This is a genomic window from Paraburkholderia acidisoli, assembly GCF_009789675.1.
Classification (GTDB): Bacteria; Pseudomonadota; Gammaproteobacteria; order Burkholderiales; family Burkholderiaceae; genus Paraburkholderia; species Paraburkholderia acidisoli.
Genome location: NZ_CP046913.1, coordinates 847,064 through 859,597, shown reverse-complemented (window position 1 = coordinate 859,597; position 12,534 = coordinate 847,064). Strand labels below are relative to the sequence as shown.

The 12,534-nt window shown below is 68.0% G+C and carries 9 protein-coding genes; 5 read left to right on the top strand and 4 right to left on the bottom strand.

Translation table 11 applies throughout. From position 1 onward, the window contains the following. Window positions 1–146: 146 nt before the first annotated feature. A complete protein-coding gene (locus tag FAZ98_RS03675; protein ID WP_158948881.1) occupies window positions 147–1,316 on the top strand; it encodes a GNAT family N-acetyltransferase in 1,170 nt (389 codons plus the stop codon). A gap of 81 nt (window positions 1,317–1,397) precedes the next feature. Here FAZ98_RS03675 and FAZ98_RS03670 read toward each other — a convergent pair whose 3' ends face one another. From FAZ98_RS03670 to FAZ98_RS03660, 3 genes are all read right to left on the bottom strand, one after another. After that, complete coding sequence (locus FAZ98_RS03670) at window positions 1,398–3,233, bottom strand: M48 family metalloprotease (RefSeq protein ID WP_158948879.1); 1,836 nt, start codon at window positions 3,231–3,233, stop codon at window positions 1,398–1,400. After that, complete coding sequence (locus tag FAZ98_RS03665; RefSeq protein ID WP_158948877.1) at window positions 3,230–3,658, bottom strand: hypothetical protein; 429 nt, start codon at window positions 3,656–3,658, stop codon at window positions 3,230–3,232. The genes FAZ98_RS03670 and FAZ98_RS03665 overlap by 4 nt, the downstream gene beginning before the upstream one ends. 115 nt (window positions 3,659–3,773) lie before the next feature. Beyond that, window positions 3,774–5,393, bottom strand: a complete 1,620-nt coding sequence (locus tag FAZ98_RS03660) for a CHASE2 domain-containing protein (RefSeq protein WP_158948875.1) — start codon at window positions 5,391–5,393, stop codon at window positions 3,774–3,776. Window positions 5,394–5,685: 292 nt separating this feature from the next. Between FAZ98_RS03660 and FAZ98_RS03655 the strand changes: the two genes are divergently transcribed. After that, a complete protein-coding gene (locus FAZ98_RS03655) occupies window positions 5,686–5,997 on the top strand; it encodes a GIY-YIG nuclease family protein (RefSeq protein WP_158948873.1) in 312 nt (103 codons plus the stop codon). Window positions 5,998–6,139: 142 nt separating this feature from the next. Further along, window positions 6,140–9,193, top strand: a complete 3,054-nt coding sequence (locus FAZ98_RS03650; protein ID WP_158948871.1) for an EAL domain-containing protein — start codon at window positions 6,140–6,142, stop codon at window positions 9,191–9,193. 78 nt (window positions 9,194–9,271) lie between these two features. On the opposite strand, the gene ppa is transcribed toward FAZ98_RS03650, so the two are convergent. Further along, window positions 9,272–9,799 carry an inorganic diphosphatase gene (ppa, locus tag FAZ98_RS03645; RefSeq protein ID WP_158948869.1) on the bottom strand — a complete coding sequence of 176 codons (528 nt, stop codon included), beginning with the start codon at window positions 9,797–9,799 and terminating at the stop codon, window positions 9,272–9,274. Window positions 9,800–10,209: 410 nt separating this feature from the next. Between ppa and FAZ98_RS03640 the strand changes: the two genes are divergently transcribed. After that, on the top strand, window positions 10,210–11,649 hold the full coding sequence (locus tag FAZ98_RS03640) for an aldehyde dehydrogenase family protein (protein WP_158948867.1): 1,440 nt from the start codon (window positions 10,210–10,212) through the stop codon (window positions 11,647–11,649). A 91-nt stretch (window positions 11,650–11,740) separates the two neighbouring features. Further along, entirely contained in the window at window positions 11,741–12,499 is a 759-nt protein-coding gene (locus tag FAZ98_RS03635) for an SDR family oxidoreductase (protein WP_158948865.1), read from the top strand. The last annotated feature ends 35 nt before the right edge of the window (window positions 12,500–12,534 follow it).

Below are 12,534 nucleotides of genomic sequence, written 5' to 3'. Positions count from 1 at the left end.
GGTCTGGAGGGCGGGCGGCGCGGACATTGCGCGGCACGGCGCGCGCGTAGCGTTTGCTTTACCATGACCGCTTGCCGCAAGCGCCGGCGTCGCCGATCCACCGAAAGGCCGATGCCGGGATGCCGCCTTCACGCCAACGGGCACGCATGAATCAGGAACCTATCGATTATCGCACGGGCATTCTCGCCTCACCGTCCGAGGTCGACGCCGCCGAATGGAACGCGTTGCTCGCCAGCCAGGCGCAGCCCACGCCGTTCCTGCGCCACGAATTTCTCGCGGCGCTCGACGCCACGCGCTGCGCCGCGCCCGACGCGGGCTGGGGCGCGCAGTTCGTCACGCTCACCAACGCGCGCACGGGCCGCCTCGCCGCCGCCGCGCCGGTCTATCTCAAAGGCCATTCGTACGGCGAGTACGTGTTCGACTGGGCCTGGGCCGACGCCTACAAGCGCAACGGCCTCGAGTACTACCCGAAGCTGCTGTGCGCCGTGCCGTTCACGCCCGTGCAGGGCACGCGCCTCATGGCCGAAAACGCCCACGCGCGCCGCCATCTCGCGGCCACGCTGCTCGCGTTCGCGGAACAGGCGGATGTCTCCTCGCTGCACGTGCTGTTTCCGACCGAAGAAGACGCCGCCACGCTCACCGACCTCGGCATGATGGAGCGCGAAGGCGTGCAGTTCCACTGGCTCAACAACGGCTATCGCGACTTCGACGAGTTTCTCGCCACGCTCGAACAGAAGAAGCGCAAGAATATTCGCGCCGAACGCCGCAAGGTGCGGGAAGCCGGCGTGACGATGCGGCGCGTGCGCGGCGAGGAGATCAGCGACGCCGAGTGGCGCTTCTTCAGCAAGTGCTATCGGCAAACGTACCGCGAGCACTTTTCGTCGCCGTATCTGAATCTCGACTTCTTTCGCCGGATCGGCGAAACGATGCCCGAGAACCTGCTGCTCGTGATCGCCGAATACGAAGGCAAGCCCATCGCGAGTTCGCTCGTGGTCTGGCAGCGCGGCCCCGGCGGCAAGGGCGGCACGCTTTACGGCCGCTACTGGGGCGCCATTGAACACGTGCCCTGCCTGCACTTCGAGACCGCGTATTACCAGCCGCTCGAATTCTGCATCGAGGAAAAACTCGACGTGTTCGAAGGCGGCGCGCAGGGCGAGCACAAGATGGCGCGCGGCTTTCTGCCCACGGTCACGCGCTCGGCGCACTGGCTCGCGCACCCCGCGTTCGCCGACGCCGTGGCGCGTTTTCTCGAAAGCGAGACGAACCACATCCACGCCTACGTGCACGAGCTGAACGAGCGTAATCCGTTCCGTTGAGCCGGGGCGCAAGCGGCGTTGAGATTGCGTCGATGCGGGCGGCGCGCCGTGCGAGGCACGCCGCCCGTCATCGTCGCGCGCTCACTGCCTGAACAAGCGATGCGACACGTTATCGACGATCATCTTCGCGTGCGCGTCGGTTTTCGCCTTCATCTCCGCCAGCTCGGCGGGCGTCATGCTCGCGTTGCCGCACGCGCTCCGATAGTCGGCGTACTTCATGCCGCACGTGAGCGCGAGCTGCTTGCCGCGCTGCACCTCGCCCGTGTCGCGATAGAACGCGATCATGTCGGGCCACGTCTTCGGCGCCTCGCCGAAATACGCGAACTGGCTTTCGAGGAAACTGCGCGCCTGCGCGCGGTTGCTCGTCTGCATGGCCTCGGCGAGCGTCACCTGCAAGCGCCATGAGCGTTCCGGCGACTTGAGGTTGCGTGCGAGCACCTGCGCGGGCGCCTCGTTCGAGCGGGCGTGCGCGAGCGACTGCGCGTTGGCGAGATAGAAGTCCGGCGCGGCGTCGTTGGCGGTGGAACCCGAAGCGGCCTTCTGCGCGAGCTTGTACGCCTCCGGATAGCGGCGCTGCGCCTCGAGCATGTCGATGTCGCTCAGCATTGCGTAGTGCGCGAGCACCTCCTTCGTGTGCCGCTGGTTGCGCGCGGCGTCCCACGGCGCGGTGGTCGCGTCGGGGCGCTTGCCCGCGGTCAGGCTCGCGACCGCCTTGCTCAGATCGTCCTCGCGCGCCGCGCCCTCGGGGTGCGTGTCGCGCAACGAAGCCATGCCCTTCGCCACCGCCTGGTCGAGCATGCGCTGCGCGTCGAAGGCGCCGGTATTCAGGCTCACCTGCCCTTGCGCGACGCCCGCGTTGAGCTTCGCGAGCGCCTCGTCGATACCCTGAAACGCCTGCGCGATGCTCGACGGCTGTTGCGGCGCGGCGGCACCGCTCGCGGCCACCGGAGCCTGCGCCACCGTGGCCGACGCCCCGCTCGCGGGCGTGGCCGAAGCCGCCGCCAGCGCCTGCGCCTGGTTCTTCGGCAGCTTCGCGATGGTGTCGGCGCGGATCTTCGCGCGCGCCGCGTCGTCCTGCGCCTGTTGCAGCTTCTGGTCGCGCTCCTTCGCGGCGGTGTCGTAGCTGTCGATGCGTTCGAGAAACGCCTTGAAGCCGTAGAAGTACGAGTAGCCGCAGCGCAGGCTCACCGTCGCGCCGAACAGGTCGGCCTGTTCCTCGATACTGCGCTGCCAGGCCGGAATCAGCACCGAGGTGCCGATGCTCTGCACGAGTGCGATCTTGTCGAGACCGTTCCAGCCGCGATCGACCACGTGGCGATTCACCACCGACCACGTCACGCTCGCGAGTATCGCCGAGGCGTCGCCCGCATTGCGCACGTCGTACACGGCGTAGTGATTCAGATAGATATGGCCGTACTCGTGCGAGAGGATCGCGAAAATCTCGTCTTCCGATTCCGCCGACATGATCCAGCCGAGCGACACGTAGATGTGGCCCGCCGCCGTCGAGCTGCCGTTGAGCGCGGTGTCCGAGGTCACGTGCACGCTCACGGGCCAGTCGGTCGTGCCGGTGGCCACCTGGATCTTGTGCAGCAGGCCGTTGAGGTACTGCTCCATCTCGGGCATCGCCACGAGGCCCCAGCCGTCGGCGCGATGATCGTTGAGATCCTGCTTCGCGTCGGGCCACGTATGCGGCGGAGGCGGCGGCAGCTCGCCCGCCGTCTTCACCACGGGCTTGTCCGGACCGCCGCTGAGCGACGAAGACAGCGAAGAGATCGACGAAAGCGAATTGGGCATCGTCGCGCACGACGACAGCGCCAGCGCGACGGCGCCCGCGAGCACGGCGGTCGCGGCGCGCAGCAACGGCGGCCGGCCCTGCCTTGCCCGGCGCTCGCCCGGGCGTTGTGCGCGCGCGCTCATTGGCAGCGGTTCGTCGACGCCCCGAGATCGGCCGCGTTGATCGCGCCGCCCGCCGACTTCTCGCACTTCGCCTTGACCGCGCGGCTCAGATGCACGCTCATGCCGTCGACCCAATAGTTTTTGCCGTCGAGCTTCACGCGGAAGAACTGCTTCTGCGATTCGAGCACGTCCCACGGCAGGCCGGCCACGTGCGTCGTGGTCACGGGCTGCGCGTCGCCGGGCGCGGCGTACAGCGGCAGCGGATCGCTCTTCGCGCTCGTGATCTGCACGGTCTCCGCGGGGTTCGACGTGACGGTGGCCGCGGCCGCATCGCGCGCGCCGAGCGTGGCCGTCGCGCCGAGCAGCGCGAGCGCGAGCGGCAGCGCAACAGTCGCGCCGCGGCGCAGGCGTGTCGACAGCGGCTTCGTGGTGTGGCGAGTCTTCATGGTCATTCCCCGGTTGCTGGCTCAGTGGTGGTGGTCGTCGCAATGGACGCCGGTTCGTCGTGCGCCTTCGCTGGCTCGCGGGCGCGCGTTTTGTTCGTGTGCGGGTGCGCTTTTTTCAGGCGCGTTCCTGGTTCGCTTCCTGGTGCGCTGCTTTTTTGTTCGAGGCTGCTGTATTCGGGTTTTCGTCCGCGTCGTTTCGCGCTTCGTCTTCCGGCCCGAGCAGCCAGTCGACGAGCTTCTCGTTCCATTCGAACCATTCGGCCGCGAGCGCGAACACCGCGATATCGACCACGCTCAGAAAGCCGATGTTGAACACCGATTGCCCGATGGCGAGCAGGATGCCGACGAGCGCGATCGACGCAACGATTTCGATCAGGCTCATGCCAACCCAGACGATCGCTTCGCGCGTGCGCTGTCCGGCCCATGGCCAGCTCAATTCGAAGCGATCGCGCTCGCGCCGCTCTTCGTTACGCAGGCAGTTTTTCGCCACGCGCACCAGCACCACGGCAAGCAGCCCGCCGAACACGAGCACGAACAGGCTGCGGTGATCGCGGTCCAGGCTCGGCGCGAGCGCGGCCACGTGCTTGTACTGGTCGCCGAACGTGTCCAGGTTGTCGAGCGCCATCGCGTGCAGATACACGCCGGGAATGCGCCCGTGGATTGGTGAATTGACGTAGTCGTTCGAATAGCTGCGCGCGGTGCCGATCATGACCACACGGTTCGTGAGCGCGCGCTTGAGCATCGCTTCGCCTTCGTCGTCATCGTTGGCGAGGTCGTAGGCGTAGACGGTTTCGTGGAAAACACAGACGGGTTTTTCGGCGTCGTGGAAAAGCCATTGATGCGGCCCAAACGGCAGGATCTCCGCGAAACCGTGGTCGGTGCGGCAATACGGTTCGGCGGCTTCGGGCGCGCCGTCCTCGTTCGCCGCATTGGCTTCGCCGCCTTCCGCGGGCGCCTTGGGCGCGGGCGCCGCATCGCTCTCGCGCGCCTCCGGTTGCGCGAGCAGGCGCAGGCCGTCGGCGGCGGGCTCGAGGCCCCAGAGCAGCGCCATCGGCGTGCGGGCATCGGCGAGCGGCCGCTTCGCGAAATCGTCGTGGATGGCGAGCGCCGCGCTGCGTTGCGCCGGCCCCTCGCCCGTGCGTTGTTCGAGCGGATAGCTCCACGCGAGTTTGTCGATTTCGTCGGGCGAGTACGACACGGCCACGAGATCGAAGCAGCGCCCCGCGTATTGCGCGAGGCCGTCGCGTACGCGAAGCTTGCCGTGCGCATCGGGCGTGGCCGCGAGATAGACGCGCGTGCCGGCCTCGCGCAGCGCGCATAGCCCCTGAACGAACGGCGCCAGCGCGGGATCGGGCCGCGCGTCCTTGAACACGATGTCGAAGAACACCGCGCGCGGGTGATAGCTCTGCATCCCGCGCAACAGGCGCGCGTAGTAGCCATAGCTCGCGGGCCAGGTCTGCCCGGCCTGCGAGAGCGCGGCGTCGTCGATCAGCATCACGGAGATACCGTCGCGCGAGCCTGTGCCGTAAATCTGGCCGGCGACCGGCGCATAGACGCGCGCCGCCTTGCGCGTGGCGAATTCTTCGCCGAACACATGCGGCAACACGAGCGCCGCCACGATGCCCAGCACGATCGCGAGCAAGGCCTGCAGAATCGTGCGCTTCGACAGCGCTGCGCCGAGCTTGCGCTTGCGCTTGCGCGTGGCCCCGGACGCACCCCGTATACGTGCATTCATTATTCGTTCTTGTCGCTTTTACCGCGCCTGGTCCGTGCTCGTTACGGGCTCGGTCCGCGCTTGTTCTATGCAGATTGCATGTCGATACGGGCCGTTATGTGCTGAAGCCGGCGCGCTGCATATCTCATGGCTTTCGTCGGCTTAACGGCGGCTTTCATGCAAACTTGAGACCCTAATTTGCATACCATGCGCGGTCTGTGCGGGACTTAGCACAACAGGCGTCTTGTGGGACACTCACGCACGCGCTTCCCGCGCGCCCTGTTCGCCCTGTTCGCCCTGCAACGATCGCCTCATGCCCTGGTTTCTCTATCTGCTCGAATGCGCCGACGGCAGCGTCTACACCGGCATTGCCGTGGATGTCGATGCGCGCTTCGCCCAGCACGCGAGCGGCACGGGCGCGCGCTACACGCGCTCGCGCAAGCCGCTGCGCGTGCTCGCGCAATTCGAGCTGAGCGATCGCGCCAGCGCCTCGCGCGCCGAGTACTGGGTCAAACGCCTCACGCCGCGCGGCAAACGCGCGCTGGCGGCCGGCGAACGTACGCTCGAATCGGTCTTGCCCGCGCCCGCCGATACAGCGCCCGCTGAAGACGTCGCCGCCGAATAATGCGCGCCGCATCGCCGGAAGTCCGCGCGGCAAGCCTGCGCGAAATCATGCCGAATCCGCGCTAAAGCCCCCTGCCGCCACGCCGTTATTGCGCTCAACACGCCGCCTCCCCTGACGCGGCACACCGCCCCCGGTGAAGCGCATGAGACCCATTACCACGGAGACGACTGGCCATACCCCCGAGCCGCATCGCGCGCGACGCACCACCGTCGTGTTGCTGCCGCTCTGGCTGCTGGCGGCCGTGATGGCCGCGATCGCCTCGATCAGCGTGGCGATCATGGCGATCCTGCTCGCCTATGTGGCCGGCGAAAGCGACTGGTCGAAGGGCCAGAAGGACGCCGTGCACGCGCTCGAACGCTACGCGCGCACGGGCGCCGACGCCGACTGGCGCGCCTTCGAGGCGGGCATCGCGATTCCGCTCGGCGACCTCGCGGCCAAGCGCGAAATGAATCGCCCCACGCCCGACGACGTGGCCATGCGGCGCGGCTTCGCGCAAGGCCGCGTCGCGCCCGCCGACATCGACGGCATGATCTGGGGTTACCGCACGCTCAAGAACACGCCGTGGATGCGGCCCGCCATCGCGTTCTGGGACACGGGCGACACCTATATCCTGCGGCTCGCCGAAACGGGCGCGCGCCTGCACGCGCTCGCCGGCGCGGGCCGTCTCGGCACGCCCGAAGCCGCCGCGCTCGTGCGCGAAATGCAGGCGATCGACAGCGAGCTCGCGCCGATCGAAAGCGGCTTTTCGCGCGCGCTCGACGACGCGGCGCGCAACACGCGCTCGACGCTGATGCTCGTGCTGGCGTTCGCGGCGTGCGTGCTGCTCGGCGTGTTCACGCATTTCATCCGCCGCGCGCTCGCGCGCAGCGACCGTCTCGAAGCCGAAGTGCGCAAGAACGAGGAGCGCCTGACACTCGGCTTCGAAGGCATCAACGCGGGGCTCTGGGACTGGGAAATCGCGCGCCGCCAGTGCTACTTCTCCGACTGGCTCTATGCGCAACTCGGCTACGACGCGAACACGCCGTTCGACACCGCAACGGGCCTCGAGCCGCTCGTGCACGCCGACGACCTGCCGCGCGTGCAGCACGCGCTGCGCCGCCATCTGTCACGCGCGACGGCGTTCGACGTCGAATTCCGCCTGCGCACGCTCGCGGGCGGCTACCGCTGGTGCCGCGCACGCGGCCAGGCGCTGCGGGACGCGCGCGGACGCGCCGTGCGCATGGTCGGCTGCCTGTTCGACATCTCCGAGCTGAAGAGCGCCGAAGCGATGGCCTGCAACGAGCGCGAACTCGCCGAAGTCACGCTCGCCTCGATCGGCGAAGCCGTGATCCGCACCGACGCCGCCGCGCGCGTGACCTACTGCAACGCCGTGGCCGAACGCATGCTCGGGCGCCGCGCGGACAGCATGCTCGGCCAGCCGTTCGACGCGATCTGCGCCCTCTATTGCGACGGCGGCAGCGGCGGGAATGCCGGGAACGGCGGCAACGTCCATCACGGCGAGCATGGCGATTGGGGCGACCCTGGCGGCGAGGAAGGCGCGGCACGGCGCAACGCGCGGCGCGTCGACGTGTTCTCGGGCACGCACGCGGCGGGCAACGACGCGGCCGCCGATCTCCACGTCGTGCGTCCGGACGGCTCGCGCCTCGCGGTGGATTACTCGGTGTCGAATCTGACCGACGCGCGCGGCCAGCGTGGGCGTCCCGGCGCCGATCACGCGCAGGCGCGCGACAGCATCGGCCGCGTCGTCGTGCTCTACGACGTGAGCGCGCTGCGCGAGCACGCCGCGCGTCTCGCGTATCAGGCCACGCACGACGAACTCACCGACATCTACAACCGCCGCGAATTCGAGCGCCGGCTCGCCGCGCTGATCGACGAAGGCACGCGCGCGCCGTGCGAGATCGCCGCACATGGCGACGCGACGGGCCGCTGCGGCCATTCGGTCATGTTCCTCGATCTCGACCAGTTCAAGGTCGTCAACGACACCTGCGGCCACTCGACCGGCGACGAACTGATCCGCCAGGTCTGCGCCGCGTTGAAGAGCACGCTGCGCCCCGGCGACATCGTCGCGCGGCTCGGCGGCGACGAATTCGCCGTGGTGCTGCCGCACTGCGGCGGCGCGCTCGCATGGCGGCTCGCGGAGAATCTGCGCGAGGCGATCGCCGCGATCCGCTTCACGGGCGCGGGCCGCGTGGTGCAGACGAGCGTGAGCATCGGGCTCGTTGGCGACGCGGCGGGACTCGCCTCGGTCAAGGAAGTGATGAAGGCCGCCGACGTGGCCTGCTACATGGCGAAGGAAAAGGGCCGCAACCGCGTGCACCGCTTCCGTTTCGACGACGAGGAACTCTCGCAGACCCACACGCAGATGTCGTGGGTCGCCGACATCAAGGCCGCGCTCGAAAACGACCAGTTCTGCCTGTACGGCCAGCAGATTCTCGCGCTCGCGGGCCAACGCACGCGCGCCGTGCATACCCACGCGCATGACGCCGAAGCCGTGCACGTCGAACTGCTGCTGCGCATGCGCTCGGCCTCGGGCGCGCTCGTGCCGCCTTCGGCGTTCATCGGCGCGGCCGAACGCTTCGACCTGATGCCCGCGATCGACCGCTGGGTGATCGCGCGCGCATTCGCGCTGATCGCCACGGGCACGCATCGCTTCGAAACCTGGGCGATCAATCTCTCGGGCGCCTCGCTCGGCGACGAGCGGCTCGCCGACTACATCGAGGAACAGCAGCGCCGTTTCGCGATCCCGTTCGCGCGCGTGTGCTTCGAGATCACCGAAACGGCCGCGATCACCAACCTGCGCGGCGCGATCGCGCTGATCGAGCGGCTGCGCGCGCAAGGCTGCCGCTTCGCGCTCGACGACTTCGGCGCGGGCATGTCGTCGCTCAATTATCTGAAGCATCTCAACGTCGATTACCTGAAGATCGACGGCAGCTTCATTCGCGGCATTCTCGACAACCCGCTCGACCAGGCCATCGTGCGCGCGATCAACCAGGTCGCTCACGCGGCGGGCAAGCTCACGATCGCCGAGTTCGTGGAAAACGCGGCCATCGTCGACTGCATGATCGCGATGGGCGTGGATTTCGCGCAGGGTTACGGCGTCGGCCTGCCCGTGCCGCTCGACGAACTCGACACGGCCGAGGGCGCCAGAACGCCGCCGCACGCGCGCGCCGACGCCATCGCCATCGACGTAACCTGATTCACCGCACTCGGGCAGGCATGAAAAAACCGCACGGGCCTCGCGGCGCGTGCGGTTCTCGTGCGGCGGGAAACCGGCTTACTTCTTCGCGTTCGCGAAGCCTTCCGTGATTTCCTTGTGCGCGGCTTCGATGCCGACCCAGCCTTCGACCTTGACCCACTTGCCCTTTTCGAGCGCCTTGTAGTTCTCGAAGAAGTGCTTGATCTGGTCCTTGAGGTACTCGGGCACGTCGTCGAGCGACTTGATGTTCGCCGTCATCGGGCAAACCTTGTCGTGCGGCACGGCGATCAGCTTGGCGTCGACGCCCGACTCGTCGGTCATCTGCAGCATGCCGAGCGCGCGCGAACGGACGACCGAGCCGGCCAGCAGCGGGAACGGCGTGATCACGAGCACGTCGACGGGGTCGCCGTCGCCGGAGAGCGTTTGCGGAATGAAACCGTAGTTCACCGGATAACGCATGCCCGTGCCGACGAAACGGTCGACGACGAGCACGCCCATTTCCTTGTCGGCTTCGTATTTCACCGGATCGCTTTGCGCGGGAATCTCGATGATCACGTTGAAGTCGTGCGGCAGATCCTTGCCGGCGGGGACGTTTGCAAAGCTCATGAGCGCTCTCTGTTGAGAAGGGAAAAACGACGGCCGCGCGCTTGAGGCCAACCGCGCGCGAAACCGGACGATGGAGGATGGTCGCCATTATAGCCAATCGGTCGCGGGGTTCCGCCGGGAGGCCGCCGCGCCGATCCCACCCTTTGAAGCGTCTCCTGAAATCGCGCGCGCGGGCGTGAAACGGCGCGATAATGATTTGCGGCGGGCTTCGGGCGACCGGCTTCGGGCCTCGGGCGACCGGCTTCGGGCGACCGGCTGCGGGCATCGGGCATCGGGCAACCGGCTTGGCGTTGCCCCGGCCACGAGCGTCACACGCCGTGCCGCGTCTGACCTCTGCTGTTAGTAGCGTAAGTAGCGATTCGTCTTGCATTCCCCTTCCCTCGTTTCACCCAACTTTACGAGGCGCATGCATGGAAGAAGCGAAGCACTTCATCGACGGCGAGTGGTGCCCGCCCGCCAGCGGCGAGACGATCGCCGCGATCGATCCCTCCACCGGCCAGCCTTTCGCGCAACTCGCGCGCGGCAACGCCGCCGACATCGACGCGGCCGTGCACGCCGCCCGCCGCGCCTGTGAAGGCGCATGGGGCGCGACGAGCGCCGCCGAACGCGGGCGCCTGCTGCTCAGGCTCGCCAATCTCGTGAGCGCGCATCAGGAGGAACTCGCGCAATACGAGGCGCAGGACACGGGCAAGCCGCTCAAGCAGGCGCGCGCGGATGCCGCCGCGCTCGCGCGCTACTTCGAGTTCTACGGCGGCGCCGCCGACAAGCTGCACGGCGAAACCCTGCCCTACCAGAACGGCTACACGGTGCTCACGCTGCGCGAGCCGCACGGCGTGACGGGCCATATCGTGCCGTGGAATTATCCGATGCAGATCTTCGGGCGCAGCGTGGGCGCGGCGCTCGCCACGGGCAACGCGTGCGTGGTGAAACCGGCCGAGGACGCCTGCGTCTCGCTGCTGCGCGTGGCCGAACTCGCGCGCGAGGCGGGCCTGCCGCCGGGCGCGCTCAATCTCGTCACGGGCTTGGGCGAGGAAGCGGGCGCGGCGCTCGCCGATCACCCCGGCATCGACCACATCTCGTTCACGGGCTCGCCGCAAACCGGCAAGCTCGTCGCGCAACTGGCCAACGAACACCACGTGCCCGTCACGCTCGAACTCGGCGGCAAGTCGCCGCAAATCGTCTTCGCCGATGCCGATCTCGACGCCGCGCTGCCCGTGCTCGTGGCCGCGATCGTGCAGAACGCCGGGCAGACCTGCTCGGCGGGCAGCCGCGTGCTGATCGAGCGCGGCATCTACGAACCGTTGCTCGACCGGCTCGCCACGGCGTTCGGCAAGCTGCGCGTGGGTCCCGCGCAAGCCGACCTCGACTGCGGCCCGCTCATCAGCGAAAAACAGCGGCGGCGCGTGCGCGGCTTTCTCGACGAAGCGGCCCAAGCCGGCATTGCCACCGCCGCGCGCGGCCAGCTCGCCGCCGAAGCCCCCGAAGGCGGCTTCTACGAACTGCCCACGTTACTGCGCGACGTGCCGCCGCAAAGCCGTCTCGCCCAGGAAGAAGTGTTCGGGCCGGTGCTCGCCGCCATGCCTTTCGACGACGAAGCGCAGGCGCTCGCCCTCGCCAACGGCACGCCCTACGGGCTTGTCGCGGGCATCTGGACACGCGACGGCGCGCGCCAGTTGCGGCTCGCGCGGCGCGTGCGCGCGGGCCAGGTGTTCGTCAACAACTACGGCGCGGGCGGCGGCGTGGAACTGCCTTTCGGCGGCACGCGGCAGTCGGGGCACGGGCGCGAGAAAGGCTTCGAGGCGCTCTACGGCTTCACCGTGCTGAAGACCATCGCGATACGTCACGGCTGAGCGAGCGGCAAGGCTCATCGGCAAAAACAGCGGCAAAAACAGCGGCAAAAGCAGCGGCAAACACAGCGACAAACACAACAACGGAGACAGCATGCGACTCACCGGCAAGACGGCCGTCGTCACGGGCGCGGGCTCGGGCTTCGGCGAAGGCATCGCCAGAACCTATGCGCGCGAGGGCGCCAACGTCGTGATCAACGACCTGAACGGCGACGCCGCCGAGCGCGTCGCAAGCGAGATCGCGCACGCGGGCGGCAAGGCCATCGCCGTGCAAGGCGACATCACGCGCGAAGCCGACTGGCAGGCGCTGCGCGAAGCGGCCATCGCGGGCTTCGGCAGCGTGGAGGTCGTCGTCAACAACGCGGGCACCACGCATCGCAACAAACCCGTGATGGACGTCACCGAAGCGGAGTTCGACCGCGTCTACGCCGTCAACGTGAAAGGGCTCTACTGGAGCGTGCGCGCGTTCGTGCCGCATTTTCGCGCGCAAGGCGGCGGCGTGTTCGTCAATATCGCCTCCACGGCGGGCATCCGGCCGCGCCCCGGACTCGTCTGGTACAACGGCAGCAAGGGCGCGATGATCGTCGCGAGCAAGGCGCTCGCCGCCGAACTCGGCCCCGACCAGATTCGCGTGAACTGCGTGAATCCCGTGATCGGCGACACGGGTCTCACCGCCGACTTCATGGGCGTGCCGGATACGCCCGAGAATCGCCAGCGCTTTATCGCCACCATTCCGCTCGGGCGATTTTCCACGCCACAGGACATCGCCAACGCGTGCCTCTATCTCGCCTCCGACGAAGCGAAATTCATCACGGGCGCGTGTCTCGAAGTGGATGGCGGGCGCTGCGTCTAGGCGCTAGTCGCACGCACCTAAGTCATTGAAGCACT